The following is a 23,245-nucleotide window of genomic DNA, read 5'->3' as shown; positions in this document are numbered from 1 at the left end:
GTTCTGAATATCTCACCGTGGAAGCAGTCAAAGGGAGCGCAGATGGTCGTTACGACCGCATCGTTGGGACAGTCCGGGGCCTGGGCAAAAGGCCTTTCAGAGGCAGATGCACAGGCCCGTCTCAGTCTCTACGGACCAAACGTCTTACCGGGAGGTGATGCTCCCTCGCCATTTACGACGTTCGTGCGGCAGTTCCGCAGCCCGCTGATCTACATCCTGTTACTAGCCGCAGCCGTTTCATTTTTCGCCGGCGAGGTGCAGGATGCCGCCTTTATTGGCGCAGTGTTGTTATTGAACGGGATAATCGGAACTCTGCAGGAATACACCGCAGGCCGGGAAGCCTCGACGCTCCGTAAACTTGAGCAGCCATATGCAACGATCATTCGCGACGGTGAGATGCGTGAGGTTGAGGCGCGATGTCTGGTGCCTGGAGATCTGGTCGTACTTGATGCCGGCCAGCGGGTTCCCGCCGATATTGATCTGATCGAAACCACAAACCTCGTTTGTGACGAATCTCTCCTGACGGGCGAGTCTGCCCCGATCAAAAAGACAGCGAGGCCTTTCGGCATACGCGATACAGAGGACGGATCGTGCGTTGTCTTTGCCGGCACTCTGATCACGCGTGGTCGCGGCAGGGGAATTGTCACCGGCACCGGCCAAGCCACTGAAGTCGGCAAGATCGCCGTAGAGATTGGCAAGGCAGATACCGCCCAGCCGCCGTTGATGATCCGGCTTTCACATTTCTCGAACCTTATCGCCTGGACGGTCGGCGTAACATCCGTGATATTGGTCGCAATCGGCTTCTTTCAGGATTTGCCTTGGAACGAGCTTTTCCTGATGTCGGTGGGACTGGCTGTCAGCGCTATACCCGAAGGACTACCGATCGCCATCTCCATTGCACTGGCCGTCGCCATGCGTCACATGGCAAATCAGAATGTCATCGTGCGCCGCATGCCGGCGGTTGAAGCACTGGGTTCGTGCACGATGATCGCGACTGACAAAACCGGCACTCTGACACTCAACGAACTGACCGTTGTCGAAATCCGCCTTCCGGGTGGCAACCGCTTCGAGCTTGACGCCGTCGGGAATCTTTATACGAGCGACCTTGCTGGAACTGACAACGCTCCTTCAGCCGTTCGAGCGCGAACCGCAGCTCTTTTGCGCGCTGCATCCTTACCTAACGAAGGTTCACTGACAGAAAGTGCTTCCGGCATGGATGGCGTTGGTGATCGCGTCGACGTCGCGCTGCTGGTAGCGGCGTCCAGAATTGGTCTCGATCAGGCCCGGTTATCGACAGATTTTCCATTAATCAGTCGCATCCCCTATGAGCCGGACCTCAAATATGCCGCCTCGTTCCATCGCGACGGCGAGCATGTTCGCGTTTTCGCCAAGGGGTCTCCCGAGACACTGATCGAGATGGCAGACCGGATGAAGGTGGATGACAGCGCAGTCCCCATCGACCGCAGTTCGTTGATCGCCCAGAAGGATGCAATGGCGAGCTGCGGCCTGAAGGTGCTGGCATTTGCGGAAGGTGAGATTCGTAGCGAAGTTGACCTGAACTTTGGCCCGCATCATCTTGTCGACCTCGTGTTCCTGGGTCTTGTCGGCATGCGGGATCCGATAAGGCCGGAAGTACCCATGGCGATCAAGGAGTGCAGGACGGCAGGGGTTGAACTGGCAATGGTGACGGGCGACGATCCCAGGACGGCTCTGGCCATCGCGAGGCAGGCAGGATTCAAGGTTGGGCCGGGAGAAATTACCACTGGTGAAGCCGTCGACCGGGCACAGGCGGCTGGAACGACCCAGTTGGACGAACTCACCGGAAAGGCTCGGATTTATGCTCGGGTTGACCCCTCACAAAAACTCGCAATTGTTCAATCTATGGCCCGTAACGGCCACTTTGTCGCCGTCACCGGCGATGGAGTAAACGATGCGCCAGCGCTGAAGCACGCCCATGTGGGGGTTGCAATGGGACTCAAGGGCACAGATGTCGCGAAGGAAAGCGCCGATATCATTGTGACCGATGACAATTTCGCATCGATCGTAAGCGGCATCCGCGAAGGACGGACAGCCTACTCAAACATTCGCAAGGTGATTTTGATGTCCGTGGCGACGGGCGCAGCAGAGATCTTTCTCTTTCTTGTTGCAATCCCGGTGGGTTTTCCGATGCCCTTGTTGCCCGTCCAGCTTCTCTGGCTCAATCTTGTCACCAATGGCATTCAGGATGTGGCGCTTGCGAGCGAAAAACCGGAGGGTGACGAGCTATCTCAACCGCCCAGACATCCCCGGGAGCCAATCTTCGATCGCGTGATGATCCGCCGCATTGCCCAGTCCACTCTTGTCATCGGCGGTGGCGGCTTCGTCGTCTTCTACTGGCTTCTGGCGACCGGTTATACGGTAGAACAAGCCCGCAACCTGCTACTCTTGCTCTTCGTGCTGTTCGAGAATGTTCAGACTGTGGCATGCCGTTCGGAACGACGGTCTGTTTTCGCGACACCCCTCTTTGGGAATCCGATCTTGATGGTCTCCGTCGGGCTATCCCAGCTTGTTCACATCGGCGCCATGCATAGCGCCTGGCTCCAGGATGCCCTGTCGCTAACGCCCATCTCCCTTTTCGAATGGACATTGATGCTGATAGTCTCGGCAACACTCCTTGTCGTGACGGAAGTCGAGAAATTCGTCAGCGGCCGGTCACGCAGCGCGGATGCCACCACGACCAGCTACACCGGATGATGCGGCATGCCATCGCAAGGAGGATTTGCTTTTATGCTCGCTCCGGAAACAAGCGGGCCCAGAACCTGGTCTGGCACAGTCCGGGTGTTATCGACCTCACCTTTTTCTCCGGGAAAAACCGCTGTGCGACATCTGTCTTTTGCCGATCTTCTGAAGCGATTCAGACCAATCCTCGTCATTACCTCGCTTGGCGGGATTTCCGTTGCCCTCCTGGGCTTGCTGGCCGGTTTCGATGGAGTCTACGACGGCGCGCTGACAGTTGCCACACTCGTCGTAATTCTGGCGCTTGCGGCTCAGATTGTCATTAGCCTGCGCCAACGGGAATTCGGCCTCGATACGATTGCGCTGCTGTCGATGAGTTCTGCTCTATTTTTCGGGGAGAATCTTGCTGCTGCCGTCGTCGCCTTGATGTATTCCGGCGGGCAATATCTCGAAAGTATCGCGGAGGGTCGCGCCCGACGTGAGATGACAGCGCTGTTGACGCGGGCACCTCGAATCGTGACCCGCCGTCAGGGGAAAATTCTGGACGAGATCGCTATCGAACTCGTTGAACCCGGCGACCAGCTTGTCGTGCGCAGGGGCGACATCATTCCAGCCGACGGCATACTTATCCAGGACGCCGTTCTGAACGAGGCGGCGCTCACCGGGGAGGCGTTTCCGGTTGACAGAAAAAGAGGGCAGCCGATCATGAGCGGTTCCGCCAATGCAGGCGACCTCTTTGAAATGACAGCGACAAAATCGGCCAGGGAAAGTACATATGCCGGGATCGTCAAGCTGGTGGAGGCCGCACATGCCAGTAAGGCCCGCATGTCACGGCTGGCCGACCGTTATGCTTTCGCTTTCCTGTGCGTCACTTTGTCGATAGCCGGCCTCGCATGGCTGTTGACGGACGATCCCGTTCGCGCCGTGGCCGTGCTTGTCGTTGCGACCCCCTGTCCTCTCATCCTGGCCGTTCCGGTTGCATGGACAGCTGGCATGTCGCGGGCCGCTGGCGTTGGACTTATTGTCAAAGGCGCCGACATTCTCGAAAAGCTCGGCCAGATACAAACGCTGGTTCTGGACAAGACCGGGACACTTACCGATGGCAAACCACATCTCGTGGCCATTAATGCAGTAAAGGACGAGAACGAACTGCTGCGGCTGATCGCCTCGCTGGATCAGGGCTCAAACCACGTTGCAGCACGTGCGGTGGTCTCCGCAGCGCTCGAGCGCGACCTCGTCCTGACGCCGCCAACCAATGTATCGGAGAAGCCCGGCGAAGGTATCTCGGGATACGTCGGAAGCACCGAGGTCGCCATTGGCGGCCTGGAGTACATCGCCTCGAAGGTTGCCGATACGCCCTCCCCCGATCGGGCTGAAATCATGAGCGCGGCCGTTGTCCTCGACGGCAGGTTTGCCGGCACCCTGCATTTCAGCGACGCGCTTCGCGAGGGCGCCAGAGAAACCCTGACTGAGTTGAAGCGACTAGGGCTCAACCGTCTTGTCCTCGCGACCGGCGACCGCGCCGAAGTGGCTCGTGCCATCACCAGCGGTTTGCCTTTGTCCGAAATCCGCGCTGGGCTGACACCGGCACAGAAGATCGAACTTGTTCGGAAGGAGGCGCATCTGGCGCAAACCATGATGGTCGGGGATGGCGTGAACGATGCGCCGGCGCTCGCCGCAGCCGATGTTGGGATTGCCATGGGCTTACACGGATCGGCGGCCGCAGCCGAAGCAGCCGACGCGGTTCTGCTCTCCGAGCGGCTCGAACGCATCAGCGACGGCATCAAAATCGCAAGGGATTGCCGGCGGATCGCGATGCAGAGCGTCATAGCCGGAATAGGGTTATCGGTGGGCGCGATGATCTTTGCATCGCTCGGCTTTCTTAAACCGGTCGAGGGCGCACTTCTTCAGGAGGCAATTGACGTCGCGGTCGTACTTAATGCGCTACGGGCGCTCCGCATGAAAGCTGGCTGGCGCCACCGGCGCCAGCCATGATGATCGCACCTGATCGCTATCGGGCAAGAAAGACCGGTATCTGGCACTCCTCCAAGATCGAAGCCGTGACGCCCCCGAATATCCGTTCCCTCAGACGCGAATGCCCATAGGCGCCCATGACGATCATATCGCAGCCGATTTCGCGTGCACGCTGCTGTAGAACTCCTTCTACACGTCTTTCGGCGCTCGCCAACTGCTCGACGACTGCTTTGACGCCATGGCGGGAAAGAAAGGCAGCCACATCTGCCCCCGGTTCCCCGCCATTCGAATAGTAGGAGGCGTCCGGATCGACGAGAACGATATGAACCGCATCCGCTTGTACCAGAAGCGGAAGGGCCTCCTTGGCCGCCCGAGCCGCTTCAGGTCGGGAATTCCAGGCAAGCAGCACCTTTTTTGGCCTGAGGGTCGTTTTTAATTCCGGCGCCAGAAAAACCAGCGGGCTACGAGCATCGAACACCGTTGCGGCAATGACCGTTTTGCGAAGATCGCCGTCTTTTCGAATGCCGTTGCCTGCAAGAACGATATCGGCATACAGCGACCGTGTGCAGAGATTGTTTTCAAGGATGAAGCGATCATCGTAAATCTGGTCCGCATCGTAGGACACGCCGTTTTTCTGACAAAGGGCTTCGGCCTCGACCCGGGCGCTTATGAGTTCATCGACTTCTTTCTGTCTCTCTTCCAGCCAGGCGGTGGTGAGAGGATAATCAGCCGTCACGGGCGACAGCGCCGCGCCGAGAACCAGGATAGACAAGTGGCTGCCCGACTCGCGGGCGAGTTCGACAGCCTGACTAGCATCCGCCGCCGCATGCTTTGCGCCAAGGACAGCAAGTATGGTTTTAATTGACATCGACGTGGCTCCTTCCCGTAAATCGTCCAACCAATAAACCAAGCCTGAACCGAACGTCGCAGCCCCGCGATGATCTTCGTCAACCGATTTGTCGAATCCGGTGCACAAGAAGCCAGGCCTGTTGGCCGCGAATTGCAAGGCAGATGAAGTGCGACATTGATCCCCATCAATGCCAGACCCGTTGCATCACGGTTGAATCGGCATGCTCACTGAAGAGCCGCAAGTGGTTGAAATGGCTTTCAACTGCTTTTTCGACCGATATCTTTCTTGGAGAACAGGAGAATTATCATGGCTGAGGCCCCAACCAAACTTCCAGTGAAAAACAAGGAAAAGCCGGTGACGCCCGCAGGAAATTTCTGGTCGCCGTTCGAAACCCTTCGGGCGGAAGTCGATCGTCTTTTCGATGATTTCATGCCCACATCCTGGCACGCGCCCGATCTTTTCTCCTCCGGCCACCTGCCGAACGGATGGAACACCGCGCCAGCCGTCGATCTGGTCGAAAAAGACGATGTATACGAAGTAACCGCGGAATGCCCCGGACTCGATGCGAAAAATATCGAGGTCAAGTTTTCAAATGGCCTGCTGACGATCCGTGGGGAAAAACGCGAAGAAAAGGAAGACAAGCAAAAAGAATATCACCTTTCGGAACGGCGATATGGCTCCTTCCAGCGCAGCTTCTCCCTGCCGGATCACGTCGACGCTGACAAAGTAACCGCAATGTTCGAAAAAGGCGTCCTGACGGTCAAGCTCCCCAAGAGCCAGGAGGCAAAGAAGAATGAAAGAAAAATCGAGGTCAGAGCGGCCTGATTTCAAGTAGGGTGGGATGGCGAAGGTTGCAGGCAACCCACGCCGCTCCACCCCTTTTTTGTGATTGGCCCATCTTTGCCGATTCACCTAGCAACCAGCCCGATCTGGCGCAGGATACGATATCTGCGAGGAGGAACGCCTTCTCGCCAAACGCGGTTACCGGTGCCGCGCCCAATCCTGGTCAGCATCCCGTCGGGCGCACGGACTTATGACACAAAATACTTCTCTATCTCGTTTACCGGAAGATTGACGATATCCTTGTCGTGTTCGGCAACTATGATTTTTCTGAGCGTGTCCGGCATGGCGCTACGCAAGTCTGCAAGCGCCTTGGGCGGCGCCACGACGTAGAGCTTGTGAACGTCCCTGTCGGTACAGGCAGACTGGAGTTTTTCGACAACGTTGGAAAAGAAGCGTTCTTCCTCCAGTCGGTGCAGGTCGGCATTGCCAAGACTACTACGATGACTGCCAGATGTGGTTCGACCGGGCCTATCTGTGCCGTGGTCACGCGTTGGTCCATTCGGGGGTGCCTGGATAACTTCTTCGACTTTCAACATGATATTCGCGGCATTTCCCGCGTTTCGCAGGAGCAGCGCCCTTTTGGCATCTGCCACAAGTATCCAGGCGTTGTAAGGAATGATTTCGCTCATCATTGATCCCTCCTTTTGTTGCTCAGGCCATTATAGAGCTGCCGGAACAACACCCCTTGACCGGCGTCAATCCTTTTCCAAGCGAATTCGGGGATCATCACGTCGTTGACGCCGGTCAAACGCTTCCTCTGCCGACACCTCCATTGTGATTGAATTGATGGGCGGAGGTCATGTGTCGCCTCGGTCGCAGCAAAGTAACGAGAGTTCCATGTCCCATAAGAATGTTCTCTTCAGCTCGGAGGCAATAGGCAAGAGGCGCCGGCGCGGCAGATTGCCGAGAACTCGGCCACAGATGCGGGTGTCGTTATCGCGCGAATGCTTGACGACGACGGGACCGTGGGCTTCGACGCGGCGCAAAATCGCTATGTCGATCTGCTGAAGGAGGGCATTATAGATCCGACAAAGGTGGTTCGAGTGGCTTTGGAGAATGCCGTATCGGTGGCAAGCGTCCTTCTGCTCACGGAGGCCGCCATGACGGAGATCCCGGACCCTAACGTTCCGCAGTTGCCCGCTCCAACCATTTAAGCAAAGGCACGCGATCGGAGGCGAAATGTCATACAGCCCGTCAATCACCTTTCATGGCGCGGCCGGCGCGGTAACCGGTTCATGCTTTCTCATTGAATACGGCGACGAACGCGTATTGATCGATTGCGGTTTGTTTCAGGGGTCTAAAACCGAAAAGGAACTGAATTACCGCCCCTTTCCTTTCGCTCCCACCAAATTGAACGCCGTCATCCTTACCCATGCGCATATCGACCATACGGGTCTCGTGCCGAAGCTTGTTAAAGATGGTTATTCCGGCCCCATTTTCTGCACCGCTGCAACGCTTGATCTTTGCGCGGTCATGTTGCCCGACTCCGGCCATATCCAGGAAATGGAAGTCGAACAACTCAACCGCCGCAACGAGCATCGGGGGCGAAAGCTCGTCGTCCCAATCTATACGGCCATGGATGCATCTGCGGCCCTGACCCAGATGCGCGCCCATCCCATGAAGAAATGGATGGTGATTTCACCCGCCTTTCGGTTCCGCTTCTGGAATGCAGGGCATCTCCTTGGCTCCGCATCTGTCGAGGTTGAGGTTGGAAACGGCCCGGAGCGCCGGCACCTGCTTTTTTCCGGCGATATTGGACCGCAGCACAAACTGTTCCACTCAGTACCGGAAGGACCTTCTGGTCTGGATTATCTTGTCTGTGAAAGTACCTATGGTGATGTCGATCGCAATGACCCATCAGCGGAGCAACGGCGAAGGATGCTGAAAGATGAGGTTCAACTCGCTGCCCGTCATCAAAACGGAGCGCTCCTCATTCCCTCCTTCGCGGTCGAACGGACGCAGGAGCTTCTTGCGGATCTGGTCAGCCTGCTTGATGCGGGCGCCATCAGAAGTTGCCCAATCATTATCGATTCCCCACTGGCAACGCGGGCGACAGAAGTTTTTAGCCGTCACGCCCGGGAACTCGAAAATGGCGAGCTTCTCTTGCGTGCACTCCGCTCGCGGCAAATTCGCTTCACCGAGACCGCCGAACAATCCAGATCCATAGACAATCTCAGGGGTTTTCACATCGTGATTGCGGCGAGTGGGATGTGCGAGGCAGGTCGTATTCGCCATCGTCTGAAGAACTGGTTGTGGAGAGAAGAAGCAACAGTCCTGCTGGTAGGTTATCAGGCCTCCGGCACGCTCGGCCGCATATTGGAGGACGGAGCGTCTACCGTTCGTATCCAGGGCGATGAAATTGTCGTGCGGGCCAATATTCGCAAACTCGACGTCTACAGCGGCCATGCCGACGGGCCTGAACTTGCGGCGTGGGTTGCCGCCAGATTTCCCGTCAAACATGCCGTTTTTCTGGTGCACGGCGAACGTCCGGCAATCGCCGGTTTGAACGCCAGCCTCGCCGCAATGAACTCTGCATTTGCGATCATCGAACCGGCATTGGACTCAACTTATCGCCTCACGCGCGAGGGCGCCCTTGCTGTTTCAACGCAGCGGGAACTGCCGCGACTTGAACCGCTGCACGTCGGACACCGGGATTGGCATAATGATTTCCAATCACTGATCATCGACCTGCAGGAGAGGATGGAGAAAGCAGCCGATGAAAAACAACGCGCCGTGCTACTGCGAAAGATGAGACGGGCGCTTGACGACGCTGAAACCTGAAACAATCCGCTTCGACTGATTGTTTCTGCTGCATCGGGATTGGATGCAAATCGCCCGATACTTATCGACGCTTCACCGGAGATTTTTCTCGATCAGAACCAGAGTCGCATCGCCCTCAAACGATCTTGCGACAAATCCCTGTTCCTCTTCAAGCTTAACAGCGTCATGATGATCTCGACTTTCTATCGATTGTAACGTCCGAACGCCTTTTTCACGCGCCTTGTCCGACAAGAAGCCTAGCAATTCCCACGCAACGCCCCTGTTTTTGTAGTCGGCATGCACGGCGATGGCGATCTCGGCTTTCTCTCCGGAAACGTCGCAGGCCAACATGGCCGACGCAATGAGGATATCCGTGCCTGCCACGAAAGCTAGATAATTCTCGGTCAACCGATGATCGACTCTGGTCATTGCGACCAGACGTTCATGACTGACCTCTCCGATACCGCCAAGGAAGCGGAAGCGAAGATCCTGCGGTGTGACGTGTTTGAAAAGCTCCGCAAGGCGCGGCTCGTCGTCACTCCTTACGGCTCGCACATCAATTGACAAGCCGGATCGCGTCGCAAGGTGAGCGTCGTGGTGTCCCGCAATGCCACCGGGGGCGGACTGGCTGTCTTCCGTTTGCAAACCGGATTGCTGTTTCGCTGGCATCTCGATAATGACCTTGAGCGCATGTGTGCTGGCCGCCCGGCTGAAGGTGTCATAGGCTTCGAGAATATCGTCCAGTTTGAAGCGGTGAGTGATCAACTTCCCGGCGTCGATGAGGCCGGATTTCACCGTGCGCAGCAACATGGGCGTGCTTATTGTATCGACCAGCCGTGTCGTGATGGCGATATTCCGCGACCACAGCTTTTCAAGGTGCAGGTCTGCCTTGAGGCCGTGAACTCCGATATTGGCGATCACGCCGCCAGCAGCGATAATCTCCTCGCAGAATTCGAACGTGGATGGCACACCGACCGCCTCGATCGCCGTGTCGACGCCCTTGCCATCTGTGAGCTCGAAAATACGCGTCGCCAAATCAGGTTCATCGGCGCGAATAGTGTGCGTCGCGCCGAATTGACGGGCTATCGCCAGACGATGATCGTCAAGGTCAACCATGATTATCTCAGCGGGCGAGTAGAATTGCGCTGTCAAAAGCGCCGCCAGTCCAACGGGACCAGCACCGACGATCGCGATTGTATTGCCGGGCTGGACCTTGCCATTGAGGACGCCGCACTCAAAGCCCGTTGGGAGGATGTCACTCAGCATGACCAGAGCTTCTTCATCGACATCCGCCGGAATGGGATAAAGGCTGGTATCGGCGTGCGGGATGCGCACAAATTCCGCTTGCGTACCGTCGATGGTGGTGCCCAGAATCCAGCCCCCGGTTTCGCAGTGCGAATACATTCCACGGCGACAATAATCACACCTACCACATGAGGAAATGCAGGAAACAAGAACGCGATCCCCCCTCCTGAAGCGGGACACCGCAGCGCCCACCTCCTCAATGACGCCAACGCCCTCATGCCCGAGAATGCGTCCACGCGCGCAAGAGGCAACATCGCCTTTGAGTATGTGAAGGTCCGTCCCGCAAATGGTTGTCCTGGTAATCCTCACCACTGCGTCCGTCACTCCCTGGATGACGGGTTTGGATCGTTCCAGAAGCGCTTTTTGGCCCGGTCCTTGAAAAACGAGAGCTTTCATCTTTTTCACCTTTCGACGTGAAGCCATGTGGCTTGCGCCCTCTGCACCTGCCGGGCTGTCGGGTTCATCCAAGTGTTTATCGTGCCAGAAAGAGCGGCCGCCTGATCTGTTCAATCAGGCTACGCGTGACGCCACCGAAAATCCGTTCGCGTAGCCGAGAATGACCATAGGCCCCCATGACGATCAGCCCTGACTGGATGCGTTCAGCGTAGACTTCGACGGTCTCGGCGACGGTCCGGCCCTGGCTCATCAGACTGTCTATCGACGGCGTGATGTGATGATGAGCCAGATAGGAGCGCAGTTCGGCCGCGAGTTCCCGTTCGCCATCCGGATCGACAACGAGGATCTGTACAGACCTCGCGCGTTTCAGAACCGGAATGCTTGCCCTGACCGCAGCGGCTGTTTCAGGTGTGTCAGACCACGCGATGAGAACCGAGTTTTGGTCCCAGGAGAAGTTTCTGAGGGGGTCTATCAGCACGGGAACACGCGCGTGAAAAAGGCTTCCGTCAAGGACTGCATCGCGTAACGACGGATCACCCAGAATATCCGGCCCCAGGGCCACAGCATCCGCAAATCTTGCGCGATAACCGACGACGTTGTCCATATTGAATATCTCGGTATAGGCTTCCTCTATATCGTATGAAGAAATCCTGTCCTTGAAGTAGGTGTTCAGAGCAAGAGAGCGTCTGGCCAAACTGTCCTGATCGGCCTGTCGCTCGCCAAGCCACGCGGTGGAGACACTTTCCATATGTGCACCAACCGGCGGAGGCGACGCGACACTCGTCAACAAAACGGAAAGATGACTGCCCACCTCATCTGCCAGTCTGAGAGCCGTATCGCCCTCCAGCTCAGTCGATTTACCTTTGGTGATATACAGTAGCGTAGAGAACATCATACACTCCTCCCCGACTATGCTCGAAACGAGCAGTCCGTGTGCTGCGTGCTTGGCCGCGCTGCGGCTCTCCAGGAGCCGCGGCGCGCAAGGATCAGTAAATTCGCAAGTGATCCGCATCGACGGCAACGCCGATGTTCGCCGCATCAATACTGGGTTCGAAGTGGAGCGCATCGATAATGTTCTGCCACAGAGTATTGTCGTTCATGACCATTCTCCCTTTGCTCGTTATAAGCGCGGTCATGATCGAAGAACTTGCGAGAACTGCCATTGACCACGGTCAACCGGGCCACAGATTCTGGCCATCCACGGGCTCCGGTTCGGCGAGTTTTCTCCTTTGCCAAAGCGGGCGCGAAACGACGAGCCGGGCAGCATATATCAGGCAAGGCGTGTGGAGACGGCGCAACGATTGGGATAAAGCACAGGGCCCGTCAGCAGCGTAAAACGAACGCGACAGTCAACAGTTTTAGGCCTGCTGCGTCCGCGTGGTGCAACATGCGAGTGCTGGCGGATCCGGCGAGTCCATGTGTCGTCGTCACGGCCACCGGCACCTGTGCTATTGCCCGATCGACCCTTCGACCTCGCGCACGGCATCGGCGAGATATTTATGCATTTTTTCCCGTATCAGATCATGCGCGTCCGACAGTCCCAGAACGCCGATATCGTGCTCCAGTTTTTTTAGGATACCTTCCTCACCCCGTGAAAAATCAGCTTCAACTATCTCTTCAAGGCAACGCTCAACATCCCGGCCAAGCAGCGTTGCCATCCAGTTCGCCAGCAATCTGTCGCGCCGGGCACGAACCCTGAACGGCTTTTCTATTTGCATGACATATTGTTGTTCTGCCATTTTTTCGCGTTCGTCGTAGATCGTCACAATGCAGTCCTCCCGAGGTAATCTTTCGACATTCTCCCGTCAGTCTCGCCTTGGACTGAGTTGGCATTCACAGCATCCATATCATTGCGGCGAAACCCGCTCAGGCTCACCCAGCCTCGCCTCTCTTCCACTTACGGCGTTGATATCCAGGGCGAAGAATATATGCCGGGAAGCAGTGCGAAGAGGTTGCGGTTGCGGTTTCAACCCACCCGGTTCCCACCAGTCAAAGTGGTGCGAGAGAAGCGACCAGGCATGGAGCCGCTCCTCACCGGGCGGATCTTCCTGGGGCAGTTCGCGGAACGCCGCATCAACTATAACGCTCACCCACTGATGATCTCCGCGGCTTTTGTCGACCTGTAAACAGGCACGCGGGTTCGACCGAAGGAAATCCAGTTTTTTTCCTGGCATTGAAAAGGCGTAGAGACTATTTCCGGAGTAAGCGTAGTATAGCGGGACGACATAAGGGGTGCTGTCCTTCGCACATGCCATCCGCGCCAGTCTCCCATCCGTGAGTACCGCCAGGCATTCATTGTGTGTCATTTCTCGCACAAGCATTTTTCCACCTCCCTGATTAAGAAATTAAACCCTTCCTTCTTGCGAAACAAAAAAGCGGAAACCACGGTACCATGATTCAACTTCGGCGGCCCGTCCCAAGCCGATCCTGACAGAGATGTGTCAGAGTATGGTCTTGCCGTTCAGACTTTTATAACTCGTGCAAAGAGAAAATTTCCTCGCCTCACGCAGAAATTTGTTCGCTTCCTGCAAGGTGAGCAACGTCTCACCACTGCTCCATTCGTTAAAATTCGCTGCGATCCAATGGATACCCCGGTCGGAAACAGCAAAAATCTTCCAGCCTTCGTCTCCGTGTTTATGGAGTTCGAAATCGGGCACCTGAAACGACAGCTTTTGCTCAAGATGCCTATCGCTCTTTTGCTGGTGGGTTGGCCTGCCCTGTTCCTCACTTTGACGTTCTCGCATTCGGCTTCCTCGCTGTTTAACTGATCGAAAACGATGCCATCTGGACGAATGCCCGCGTTGACGCGCGTCAATGGCCAACCGTATTTTTCCGAAAATCTGCCTTAGGTTATGAACCAAGGGAAGGCATCCGCCTTGTTTTGCCAGTACACTTTGAATAGCCCCTAGATTTGTAGACGCCTTCTTCCCTAAATTTGAGGCAGGAGGCCTACATGGGCAAAGGCAATTTCACGGAAGATTTCAAGCGCGACGCGGTGCGTCAGATCACTGAGCGGGGCTACCCGGTAGCGGAGGTTTCGCAGCGGCTCGGTGTCAGCCAGCATTCACTCTACGAGTGGAAGAAGAAGTTCGGCACATTGAACGCCAAGGCTAGCGACGAGGCCGAGGAGATCAGACGGCTAAAGAGAGAACTGGCCCGCGTCACCGAGGAGCGCGACATCCTAAAAAAAGCGGCCGCGTACTTCGCCAGGGATGCAAAGTGAAGTACGCGTTCATAGCCCTGCATCGCCTGAGCTTCTCTGTGCGGACGATGTGTCGGCTTCTCCATGTTCACCCGAGCGGGTTCTACGCTTGGCTGAAGAACCCGTTGAGCAAGCGGGCCAGCGAAGACAAACGACAGACCGATCTCCTTTTTCAGGCTTGGCGGGAGAGCGGCAAGGTCTATGGCTATCGCAAGCTTCATGACGATCTGCTCGACCAGGGAGAGATGTGTTGCCGGAACCGCGTCGCGCGTCTGACAAGGCTTGCCGGTATCAAGGCTGAGATCGGTTACAAACGCCGTCCCGGCAAATATGGCGGTCGCCCCTCCGTCGTGGTCGACAATACGCTCGATCGGCAATTCGACGTCGAGGCTGCGGACAAAGCCTGGGTCACTGATATCACCTATATCCGGACCTGCGAAGGCTTCGCCTATCTCGCGGTCGTCATCGATCTCTATTCCCGCCGGGTGATTGGCTGGGCAATGCAGAGCCGGCAAACCACCGACGTCGTGCTGCAGGCCTTGCTCATGGCGGTCTGGCGACGCAAGCCCAAGGATCAGGTTCTGATCCATTCGGATCAGGGCTCGCAGTTCACCAGCATGGACTGGGCTTCGTTCCTGAAGCACCACAATCTGGTCCACTCAATGAGCCGGCGTGGCAACTGCCACGACAACGCGGTCGTCGAAAGCTTCTTCAACCTTCTGAAGCGCGAACGCATACGCCGCAGGGTCTATCGATCACGCGACGAAGCCCGCCAGGACGTGTTCGATTACATCGAAATGTTCTACAACCCGAAACGCAAGCATGTCAGAAACGGAATGCTGTCCCCCGTCGAGTTCGAGAAACAGCAGAAAATCTAACCCGAGGGCGTCTACGAAACTCGGGGCTATTCAAAGCTTATGTGAAACTTCCCGTCGGAATGTCATCATCGCGATTATCCTCGTGATCGAAAGTCAAAAACAAGGATGTCTCGAAGGTCCCTACTTTTCTACACGCCAGAACTACGACTATAATAGTCGTTCTTGGCTTATTTTGCGAGCCAAAAGGTGCTGCTGGTTCCGTCGCTAGGGAGCGATCCAGTGAAACTGATTCGGTCGTTCTGAATGAAGGCCCCGACCTTTGGGTCGGGGCCTTGCGGGGGAGCCTCAGTCGGCGCGCCTGCCGTTGGGGCGGGACCAGATTAGCGAGAAGGTATCTTCGCCCTCGTCGTCGAAGAGGTTGGCGTAGATCGGGGCGTTGAAGCTCGGATCGTCGAGCTTGAGGCCCAGATAGTCGCGACCCTCGTTGGAGCGCTTGGACCAGGCGGCGCCGATCTCGGCGCGGCCGACCAGGACCCGGTGGCTGGGGGCGTTCTCGCCGGCGGCGCGCTGGTCGGGGACGATGCGCACGTTCTTGGCCTGGACGCTGAGGGTGACGATGTCGCCGGTGAACTCGTTCGAGCCGGTCTTCTTAAAGGTGCCGATGGTCGCCATTGTAAATCTCCGTTTTCCGTTCCCGAGCCCGCACCATGCGGTCTCGATGGCGATCGGCAGGCCGGAGGCGATCGACGGCGCACCCCTTGCTCAGGGTCCCCGGCGCAGTTGCGCGCTGGGGGTGAGAATGGGGCTAGACAGCCAAGGAGGGCTTTCTTGTTGCGCGCGGAATGACGGCGCAGCCGGCAGGGGAAGAAAGTTTGACGCGGCTGTTGCGGCATAGGCGATCGAGGCGAAGCCGGTCTTCGGCCAGATCAGGCCATTGGAGAGACCGTTTGGAGCGATCGAGGCACGGTCAGACAACGGAGAAAATGGTGCCCTCCCGCACCGAAAAGCCGGCGCCACGGCAGGGTTCAGCGGCTTCGTCTCCTCCCGCCAAGCCAACGTTGCTGCCTCCTGACCTCCCGTCGCCCTGAAAGAGATCGCCGCGCCGAATGTCCGGTGCCCCGCCAAGACATGGCTCTGCCCATACGGCGCTTCAGGGAGGTAATCGAGAACTACATAGGACTCTATTTCGTGGTGTAGCCGCCATTGACGAGAATCGTCTGGCCCGTCATCCACCAGCCGTCAGAGACCATGAAGCGAATATACGGGACGATGTCCTCAATGTCGGTGAGGCCGGTCTTCGAGTATCCCGACAGAGCTGCGGCGGTCTTATGGTAGGCGACGGCATCGGCGCCTTCGGCCGGATAGAAGAACGGCGTATCCATCGGACCTGGACCAATTGCCGTCACTGAGATGCCACGCTCGCCGAACTCCTTGGAGGCTGCGCGGGTAAAGTGTTCGACGGGAGCCTTGGTGCCGGCATAGCTAGAATAGAAGGGCGTGAAGGCGCCGAGCAAAGAGGTGACGACCGTCACCAGCTTGCCGTTGTCGTTCAGGTGCTTGCCGGCTTCCTTGATGAAGAAGAAGGCCGTCTTGGAGTTGACGGCGCTCATCCCGTCATATTCGGCCTCGCTGATCTCGACGATGGGCTTCTTCAGTACCTTGCCGACGGTGTTGATGGCGATGTCCGGACGGCCGATGGCGGCGACAGCATCGGCGAACAGTTTCTCGACGGCCCCGGCGCTGGTCAGGTCGGCCTGGAAGGCCACCGCTTCCGCGCCCGCAGCCTTGACGGCGGCAACGGTCGCATCGGCATCCGCCTTGCTGGCGGCGCTGTTGTAGTGGATCGCAATGGCTTTCGCGCCATGGGCGGCGAGATCGCGGGCGATCAGTCCGCCGAGGTTCTTCGCCCCTCCGGCGATGATGACGGTTTTGCCTTTGATGCTGTGATCGGTCATGGACGGCCTCCTTTGCCGGGCTGCAATCGCACCGGCGACCGCTTTTGTTGAGCAACCATATCCGCTAGGATTGGCCAATAAAGCTGATCATTCTGACATCACTTGTCAGAAAATCAGCACAATTGGAGTTCTGACTGTTTGGACCGCGTCGATCTGTTCCGCATGTTTGTGCGTGTCGTTGAATGTGCGAGTTTCACCCGCGCGGCCGACACGCTGGGCGTTCCGCGGTCCTCCGTATCGGCCGGCATTCAGGAATTGGAGGGACGGGTTGGGGCGCGGCTGCTACACCGCACGACCCGCAAGGTCTCCCCGACACAGGACGGCATCGCCTTCTATGAGCGCTGCCAGCGGGTCATCGCCGACGTCGAGGATACGGAAAATCTTTTCCGGCAGACCGCCGCCAAACCGTCGGGCAAGCTGCGGGTCGATGTCCCGGGGCGGATCGGGCGTCTGATCATCGCGCCGGCTTTGCCCGGCTTCCTCGACAAATTTCCCGAGATCGACATCGACCTCGGCGTCACCGACCGCGCGGTGAACCTGGTCGAAGACAGCATCGACTGTGTGCTGCGTGTGGGGCCGCTCAACGACTCAGGCCTGATCGCGCGGCCTATTGGAAAGTTGCTACTGATCAACGTCGTCAGCCCAGCCTATGTGACGCGGCATGGCACGCCAGGCTCTCCTGAAGATCTGGGAGATCACTGGGCGGTCAATTATGCTTCTCTGACCAGCGGCCGTGTTGAGGATTGGGAGTGGCTGGAGCAAGGGAAGCTGCAACAGCATCTTGAGGCGGGAGAATTGGTCGAGGTGATGCCCGGCCATCGAGCCGAGCTGATGCCTATGACGTTACTCTATCCCCACCGCCAGCACCTTTCACACCGGCTGCAGGTATTTGCCGATTGGCTTGAGACGCTGCTGAAGGACAAGCTCTTATGAAGAGCAAAAGCCACCCGGGATCCGAAACGCCTGCGCTCAAGCGGTCCGGATGACCGAAGCGTCCTCGCCGATCATGCGTTAGAGGCAGTTTTTGCAGACGTCAGGATTACCGATCGGGCCAGACGCGACTGGCAAAGATCATGGTGAGGCCGAGCGCAGCGATCCTGATGAATTGCACGTTCATCTTCACAAAGGCCAACGACTGACCGGCGGGTTCCTAACCCCAGCTCCCGGCCGCCAGCCATTTGAGCGCGGACAGGCTTGGCATGAACAGATATTCGCCGCCCTTCATGACATTGAAAGTCTGCACACCGTCGATGCGCTTGCGCGCCGGCACCTGCGGGATCGTGAACCGGCCATCATCCTCATGCAGGCCAACGATCGGATCGCGCTCTTCGCCAAGGTCGACGAAATTGCCTCGGTTGATCCACTCCTGCTGCATGAACTCGATCGTGTCGTAGGCACGCGCGCTGATGAAGATGAAGAACAGGCCGCGATCGCCGTTGGCATCGTCCTCAGGCCCCACATCCTCGGAATAAACCGGCCCGAAGGTCGAGGAACGGCGAATGATGCGGTGGATGTTGACGTCGGTGAGCAGCGTCAACTCGGAATCGCGGGGATTGAGCCGTCGCATATGGCAGCCGAGCGGCACGACGCGGCCTTTGGGATCGTCCTTGAAGGTGAAGTCGTTGTTGCGCTGCGGATCGGCGCCGAGGTCGGGATCGTCGTGATCGTGCGCCAGCGTCAAGGGTGCGCCGGAGCGCCAGCGCCCAAACATCTTGGCGGCAAGGCGCTCGCGTTCCTCCGGCGTGTCGCCATGTGCCTTGAGGAAGGCGTTGAAGCAACCGACCCGGCTGTTATACTTGCGCATTACGACGAAGGTGCCGTTCCTTCCGAGAACCGCAGGCTCGGGCATGCCGAGCGGCTGGCCGTTCTCGCTCTCATAGCCGAGGATGAATTCGCCGGCCTTAATTGGCCGCTCCTCGCCTGGCAGCGGATCAACGCCGCTGCCCTCCACTGCGGGCTGGGAGATCGAATCCCGGAAACCGAACGGGTTTTTCGCGCCGTCCGGCGCGCCGAAGCGATGCTCGCCGAGCAAGGTGACGCCGCTGCTCCGGTCGAGTTCGGTGCGCGCCGTCGCCAGCGCCTTGTCGAGCGCATCATCGTCGACCGCGTAGATGGTCAGCGCGAGATGGCAGTTGCCCGGCTTGAACACGTCTTCCCAGTTTTCCGGCGCGTTGGGTCCGAAGTCGCGAAGCTGCTCCGCGCGTGCGGCCATGCCCTGCTGGAACGGGAGCGGAAAGGTCTTGAGCTGGGCGTCGGGAACGCCGAGCGCCTTCAGACCCTCGAAGCTGAGCGCAGCGCCGATCCAGAAATCGAGATCCTCGCTCCAATTGTCGGCCGAAGCGATATGCGGTGCCAGCCGGCCGAGAAGATTGCGGGCTCCCGCTGCCTCGTCGAAATGGAGCATGGCGTGAACGCCGACATAGGGTTCCGGCCGGCTTCTGAGGATCAGCGCCTGGATGTCCTGCAGGTCGAGCGTGACGCTATCCCGCGAGAAGTGCTCTTTTAGTTTCTGAAGGATCGCCATGGCTCAGCCCACCTTGTCCAGGAATTCGTTGACGGCATGTTCGAGCCGTTGGAGCCGGCGCACATCGACGACGGTGACCTGCGGATTGGCGACGAACCAGCCGGCGGCGGTGATCTGATGCTCGGCGATGAAGTCCTTGACCTCGGGGCTGGCGATGCCCGGCCAGCCCTCGACCGAGGCGAAGATCAGGTCCATCAGATCGGGGATCTTGGTGGCGAAGTCGTTGATATAGGTGTCCCAGTCGCCGTCATAGGCGGTGGCGAACAGGATGCGGGTGTCGTTGTCGAAGAACACGAACCGCATGTTGTGCAGCGTGCCGACCTTCTGCGCCCCGTCGAAATTGCCGTTCACCAGCCCGAATATGCGTTTCAGCCGATCCGCGCCGCCGGGCTTGAGGTTGGCGATGGCGGTGAGCTCGGAGACATTGCCGGACTGCGCGCCGACGCGACCGGCCGAGCCGGCTGTGCCCTTGAGGTCGGGATTATGCTTCGTCACCATCTGCTCGAGGGCGAGCTTGGCGAGCTGTGGCGCATCGCCAACCACTTCCTCGATGCGGCGGCGGATGGCCTGCAAGCGGGTTTCATCGATCTGCGGGGTTTCTTCGGTCTCGGCCATGGCTGGCCTCCTTTCGTGATTGCGTGTGACGATCGGATCGTCAGTCCGGAATGACGTCGATGCTCGCCGGCTCGACGCGCGGTTGCGCGTTCATTTCGTGGCGGTAGCGGGTGGATCGTTCATAGGCGGCGATGCGCACGCGCATGATCGAGCCGAGTGGCTGATGATCGCGGATACCGTGCCAGGGATTGAACGACAGCACATCATCGCCGTAGACGCGCCGCGCCGGCGAATAGGCCTCCTGTGGCGGGATGCGCAGGGTCGCGATCGGCTGGTGCGGCGAAAGGTCTTCCGGCCAGAGCACGGCGGCGTCCTCGACCGGCATCCTGTCGAGATCGGCACAGAGCTGAGCACGGAGCTGATACTCTGCGCCTTGCTCGCGGAAATGTTCAACCACCAGATCGCGCATGGTGGAATCCTCAACCGCGCCGACATCCTTGCCGGTCAGTGCACGGACGTTGTCGGAGAACGGCGCGGCACTGATCTTGGCGATATGGTCGCCGAAGCGGATCGCCGCCATCGAATGATAGGTTTCGCCCAGCAGATGGTTATTGTCGCGAGCGAGCCCGCGCAGCGTGGCGCCGGGCTCGACGCCGACCGCTTCGACTGCCGCCTCCACGCCGCGCGCGACCCCAGCCATCGCTCGCTGGAGAAAGGCCGGGTTATGGGCATTCTTCTCCAGAAGGCTGATGAGCTGGCGATATTTACCGATCGTGCCGAAGCTCAAGGTCGGGATGTTGACGAGCAGGAAATCCTGGTTGTGGCCCTGGTCTTCGGGGAGAAGCCGCTCGCCATCGACACCGATCACCTTGATCGCCATGCCACGCGGCGCGGGAATGGTATCGGAGTGGATGTCGCCCGGCGCCGAAGAGAGGCGGATCACCACCGGATAGTTGGCGGGTCGGGCGAACAAGCCCTGGCGCAGATGCGAGGGCAGTTCGTGAACGATCAGTTCGCCCTTCAGGAACCCATGGCTTTTGGCATGGGCGTCGCGCACGGCGTGGCGATGACGCTCGAAGGCCCGCCGGTTGGTGGTGGCCATGATCTCGAGGATCTCGGCGGTCAGCCGCTCCTCGTCCTCGCCGAGAACCTCCACGTCCGGGGAATAGCCAATGTAGGTTTGAGCCAAGAGCGCTCCTTCACACTGAGATTTCGTTGCCCAGGAACGATTTCGGGTCGAAATCGCCGTTGATTTCGGATATCAGTTGATATCGGTTTCACTGAGAACGCGGAACCTCCGAAAAGGTTTCGCACGTCTCGCCCGTTGGTTGGAGAATGAACCCATGCCGCTTACGCGCAAGGACACGCAGCGCCAGACGCGGGACCGGCTGATCGCGGCCGCGCATTCCTCGATTATCGAGGAGGGGGTCGCTGCCATGTCGATTCGCAACATCTGCAGCGCCGCAGGGCATTCGCAGGGCGCCTTCTACTCGAACTTCGCCAGCAAGGATGATCTGCTGGTCGAGATCCTGCAAAGCCATATCCAGGACGAGGTCACACTGCTTCGCGACCTGGTCGCGCACTGCTCCGGCGACGATATCGAGGCGACGCTGCAGGTGCTGGCCGCGCGGCTCGCGAAGTTGGCCGACGAGGCACAATGGTCACTGCTCTCGATCGAATTGCAGCTCCATGCCCGGCGCGATCCGGCTTTCGCCGAGCGGCACCGGGAGGGCAAGGCGGCCTGCTATCGGATGTTCGGTGAGCTCGTCGCCGATCTGACGCAACGCTTCGCACTTCGTCCGGCCTTGCCGCCGATGCAGACCGGTATCGGTCTTTACGCGCTCTGGATGGGACTGGCGGTGCAGGGCGATGTCGAAGGCGCCATGCCGCGCGACGAGATGCTCGTCGGCTTCTTCCGCGCCATGGCAGGACTGGGTTCGTCGCATGAGGAGCAGGCGTATTCGTGAGCGGGATCGTGTCAGATCGTCGACGCATCGGCTGCGATGAGCACGGACACCCACTCGTCGGCGAGGTGGATGAGCATCGGCGCTTCCATATCCGCTTCCCGCGCCCGGGACGCCGACATCGACGAACTCGGCCATGTCAACAATGCGGTCTGGGTGACCTGGATTCAGGATGCGTCGGTGGCGCATTGGCTGACGGCCGCGCGGCCGCAGGATCGCGACCGGTTCGTCGCGGTCGTGCTGCGCCATGAGGTCGACTATCGCGGCAATGTCCGGGCGGGAGACGAGGTCAGTGCGATCACCTGGGTCGTCCGAGCGCCGCGGGGTGCCCGCTATGCACGATGTGTCGAATTCCATGCCGAAGACGGCCGGACGATCGTCGCCTCGCTGACCCAATGGGCCCTGGTCGATCGGGAAACCGGCAAGCTGGCCCGCGTCCCGGTGGAGGTGGCGGCTCCGTTTCTAAGTGACGATACCGCGCAGAAGGAAATTGGATGAGCGATATCAGGAAAGTGGCGGTTCTCGGCACGGGAGTCCTCGGGAGCCAGATCGCCTTCCAGACGGCCTATAGCGGCTTCGATGTTGTCGCCTACGACATCAGCGAGGAAGCGCTCGAACAGGCGCGCGCACGGCTGGCGGCGCTCGTCGAAACCTACACGAACGAGGTGTCGGGCGCGGCTGGCGGCAAGGCGGCCGGGGCGCTCAAGCGGATCGCTCTGCTGAGCGATCTCGGTGCGGCCGTCGCGGACGCGGACCTCGTGATCGAGGCGGTTCCGGAGGTTCTTTCGATCAAGCAGGCGCTCTACGAGAAACTGGCGGGGCTCGCGCCGGACAGGACGATCTTCGCCACCAATAGCTCGACCCTGCTGCCGAGCGACCTGAAGGCTTACACCGGCCGACCGGACCGGTTTCTGGCGCTGCACTTCGCCAACAGCATCTGGAAGTTCAACACCGCCGAGGTGATGGGCACGGACGACACAGATCCGGCCGTGTTCGATGCCCTGATCGCCTTCGCCTCCGCCATCGGCATGGTGCCGATCCCGGTGCGCAAGGAGAAAGCGGGTTACGTCCTCAATTCGCTTTTGGTGCCGCTCCTGAACGCGGCCGCCGATCTGGCGGCCGGCGGCTATGCCGAGCCGGAAGATGTCGACAAGGTCTGGCGGATCGCCACCGGCGCGCCGATGGGGCCGTTCCAGATCTACGACATCATCGGATTGAACACCCCCTACAACATCCTCTCGCATGGCGACGAGCATGCTCAGTCGCTCGCCGCCTGGCTGAAGGAAAACTACATCGACAAGGGCAGGCTCGGCATCGCCTCGGGCGAAGGCTTCTACAGCTACAAGCCCTCCGCAGACTGATCCCAACAAGAAGAACAGGAGTT

21 protein-coding genes and 3 pseudogenes are annotated in these 23,245 nt (G+C 58.8%); 10 read left to right on the top strand and 14 right to left on the bottom strand.

Annotated features, from left to right (window positions below; all coding sequences use genetic code 11):
- Positions 1–42: 42 nt before the first annotated feature.
- Both BTN45_RS21215 and BTN45_RS21210 read left to right on the top strand, forming a co-directional pair.
- Positions 43–2,733, top strand: a complete 2,691-nt coding sequence (locus BTN45_RS21215; RefSeq protein ID WP_207590879.1) for an HAD-IC family P-type ATPase — start codon at positions 43–45, stop codon at positions 2,731–2,733.
- A 123-nt stretch (positions 2,734–2,856) separates the two neighbouring features.
- Complete coding sequence (locus tag BTN45_RS21210) at positions 2,857–4,710, top strand: heavy metal translocating P-type ATPase (RefSeq protein ID WP_246751719.1); 1,854 nt, start codon at positions 2,857–2,859, stop codon at positions 4,708–4,710.
- Positions 4,711–4,726: 16 nt separating this feature from the next.
- Here the strand turns inward: BTN45_RS21210 and BTN45_RS21205 are convergent, their stop codons facing one another.
- A complete protein-coding gene (locus BTN45_RS21205; RefSeq protein ID WP_246751718.1) occupies positions 4,727–5,665 on the bottom strand; it encodes a universal stress protein in 939 nt (312 codons plus the stop codon).
- 180 nt (positions 5,666–5,845) lie between these two features.
- Here BTN45_RS21205 and BTN45_RS21200 point away from each other — a divergent pair, with 180 nt between their 5' ends.
- On the top strand, positions 5,846–6,364 hold the full coding sequence (locus BTN45_RS21200) for an Hsp20/alpha crystallin family protein (RefSeq protein ID WP_080789787.1): 519 nt from the start codon (positions 5,846–5,848) through the stop codon (positions 6,362–6,364).
- A 206-nt stretch (positions 6,365–6,570) separates the two neighbouring features.
- Here the strand turns inward: BTN45_RS21200 and BTN45_RS21195 are convergent, their stop codons facing one another.
- Positions 6,571–7,011, bottom strand: coding sequence for a host attachment family protein (locus BTN45_RS21195; protein WP_169538609.1), 441 nt, complete (start codon positions 7,009–7,011; stop codon positions 6,571–6,573).
- Between the two features lie 258 nt (positions 7,012–7,269).
- On the opposite strand from BTN45_RS21195, the pseudogene BTN45_RS21190 reads away from it, so the two are divergent.
- Positions 7,270–7,536, top strand: a pseudogene (locus BTN45_RS21190) (TCP-1/cpn60 chaperonin family protein); the annotation flags it as partial.
- Positions 7,537–7,561: 25 nt separating this feature from the next.
- Positions 7,562–9,163, top strand: coding sequence for an MBL fold metallo-hydrolase (locus tag BTN45_RS21185; protein WP_207590877.1), 1,602 nt, complete (start codon positions 7,562–7,564; stop codon positions 9,161–9,163).
- Positions 9,164–9,235: 72 nt separating this feature from the next.
- Here BTN45_RS21185 and BTN45_RS26425 read toward each other — a convergent pair whose 3' ends face one another.
- The 7 genes and pseudogenes from BTN45_RS26425 to BTN45_RS21150 form a co-directional block, all read right to left on the bottom strand.
- On the bottom strand, positions 9,236–9,571 hold the full coding sequence (locus BTN45_RS26425; protein ID WP_272868519.1) for a GNAT family N-acetyltransferase: 336 nt from the start codon (positions 9,569–9,571) through the stop codon (positions 9,236–9,238).
- A gap of 240 nt (positions 9,572–9,811) precedes the next feature.
- A pseudogene (locus tag BTN45_RS21175) lies at positions 9,812–10,843 on the bottom strand (zinc-dependent alcohol dehydrogenase family protein); the annotation flags it as partial.
- 76 nt (positions 10,844–10,919) lie between these two features.
- Entirely contained in the window at positions 10,920–11,738 is an 819-nt protein-coding gene (locus tag BTN45_RS21170; RefSeq protein ID WP_207590875.1) for a universal stress protein, read from the bottom strand.
- 115 nt (positions 11,739–11,853) lie between these two features.
- Positions 11,854–11,943 (bottom strand): annotated as a pseudogene (locus BTN45_RS21165) (ornithine aminotransferase); the annotation flags it as partial.
- A 348-nt stretch (positions 11,944–12,291) separates the two neighbouring features.
- Positions 12,292–12,609, bottom strand: a complete 318-nt coding sequence (locus tag BTN45_RS21160; RefSeq protein WP_207590874.1) for an ATPase inhibitor subunit zeta — start codon at positions 12,607–12,609, stop codon at positions 12,292–12,294.
- Between the two features lie 81 nt (positions 12,610–12,690).
- Positions 12,691–13,149, bottom strand: a complete 459-nt coding sequence (locus BTN45_RS21155; protein WP_348520214.1) for a pyridoxamine 5'-phosphate oxidase family protein — start codon at positions 13,147–13,149, stop codon at positions 12,691–12,693.
- Between the two features lie 135 nt (positions 13,150–13,284).
- Positions 13,285–13,587 carry a hypothetical protein gene (locus tag BTN45_RS21150; protein ID WP_207590873.1) on the bottom strand — a complete coding sequence of 101 codons (303 nt, stop codon included), beginning with the start codon at positions 13,585–13,587 and terminating at the stop codon, positions 13,285–13,287.
- A 209-nt stretch (positions 13,588–13,796) separates the two neighbouring features.
- On the opposite strand from BTN45_RS21150, the gene BTN45_RS21145 reads away from it, so the two are divergent.
- Positions 13,797–14,923, top strand: a protein-coding gene (locus BTN45_RS21145) for an IS3 family transposase (RefSeq protein WP_207587836.1) whose coding sequence is annotated in 2 segments (ribosomal slippage) — positions 13,797–14,025 and positions 14,025–14,923 — 1,128 coding nt in all. Because the reading frame shifts where the segments join, the coding sequence is not laid out codon by codon here.
- A 285-nt stretch (positions 14,924–15,208) separates the two neighbouring features.
- Here the strand turns inward: BTN45_RS21145 and BTN45_RS21140 are convergent.
- Both BTN45_RS21140 and BTN45_RS21135 read right to left on the bottom strand, forming a co-directional pair.
- Positions 15,209–15,535: a DUF736 domain-containing protein gene (locus tag BTN45_RS21140; protein ID WP_160788156.1), complete on the bottom strand. Its 327-nt coding sequence runs from the start codon at positions 15,533–15,535 to the stop codon at positions 15,209–15,211.
- Positions 15,536–16,044: 509 nt separating this feature from the next.
- Positions 16,045–16,818: an SDR family oxidoreductase gene (locus tag BTN45_RS21135; RefSeq protein ID WP_203316542.1), complete on the bottom strand. Its 774-nt coding sequence runs from the start codon at positions 16,816–16,818 to the stop codon at positions 16,045–16,047.
- A 138-nt stretch (positions 16,819–16,956) separates the two neighbouring features.
- Between BTN45_RS21135 and BTN45_RS21130 the strand changes: the two genes are divergently transcribed.
- On the top strand, positions 16,957–17,751 hold the full coding sequence (locus BTN45_RS21130) for a LysR family transcriptional regulator (RefSeq protein WP_207590872.1): 795 nt from the start codon (positions 16,957–16,959) through the stop codon (positions 17,749–17,751).
- A gap of 217 nt (positions 17,752–17,968) precedes the next feature.
- Here BTN45_RS21130 and BTN45_RS21125 read toward each other — a convergent pair whose 3' ends face one another.
- From BTN45_RS21125 to BTN45_RS21115, 3 genes are read right to left on the bottom strand one after another with little or no spacing between them, the layout of a single operon-like run.
- Entirely contained in the window at positions 17,969–19,342 is a 1,374-nt protein-coding gene (locus tag BTN45_RS21125) for a Dyp-type peroxidase (protein ID WP_207590871.1), read from the bottom strand.
- Positions 19,343–19,345: 3 nt separating this feature from the next.
- A complete protein-coding gene (locus BTN45_RS21120) occupies positions 19,346–19,957 on the bottom strand; it encodes a hypothetical protein (protein ID WP_035219808.1) in 612 nt (203 codons plus the stop codon).
- A 40-nt stretch (positions 19,958–19,997) separates the two neighbouring features.
- On the bottom strand, positions 19,998–21,053 hold the full coding sequence (locus BTN45_RS21115) for a catalase family protein (protein ID WP_066730387.1): 1,056 nt from the start codon (positions 21,051–21,053) through the stop codon (positions 19,998–20,000).
- Positions 21,054–21,240: 187 nt separating this feature from the next.
- Between BTN45_RS21115 and BTN45_RS21110 the strand changes: the two genes are divergently transcribed.
- The 3 genes from BTN45_RS21110 (at position 21,241) to BTN45_RS21100 (ending at position 23,222) form a co-directional block, all read left to right on the top strand.
- Positions 21,241–21,864 (top strand): TetR/AcrR family transcriptional regulator, encoded by a 624-nt coding sequence (locus tag BTN45_RS21110; protein ID WP_050746444.1) that lies wholly within the window; start codon positions 21,241–21,243, stop codon positions 21,862–21,864.
- A gap of 69 nt (positions 21,865–21,933) precedes the next feature.
- Positions 21,934–22,359, top strand: a complete 426-nt coding sequence (locus BTN45_RS21105) for an acyl-CoA thioesterase (RefSeq protein ID WP_207590867.1) — start codon at positions 21,934–21,936, stop codon at positions 22,357–22,359.
- Positions 22,356–23,222: a 3-hydroxyacyl-CoA dehydrogenase gene (locus BTN45_RS21100; protein ID WP_046407406.1), complete on the top strand. Its 867-nt coding sequence runs from the start codon at positions 22,356–22,358 to the stop codon at positions 23,220–23,222. Before BTN45_RS21105 ends, BTN45_RS21100 begins: the two co-directional genes overlap by 4 nt.
- The last annotated feature ends 23 nt before the right edge of the window (positions 23,223–23,245 follow it).

The sequence above is a fragment of the Rhizobium sp. ZX09 genome (assembly GCF_017357485.1).
Taxonomy (GTDB): domain Bacteria; phylum Pseudomonadota; class Alphaproteobacteria; order Rhizobiales; family Rhizobiaceae; genus Agrobacterium; species Agrobacterium pusense.
Note: the sequence above shows the minus strand (reverse complement) of the source record. Positions and strands in the feature narration are given on the sequence as shown.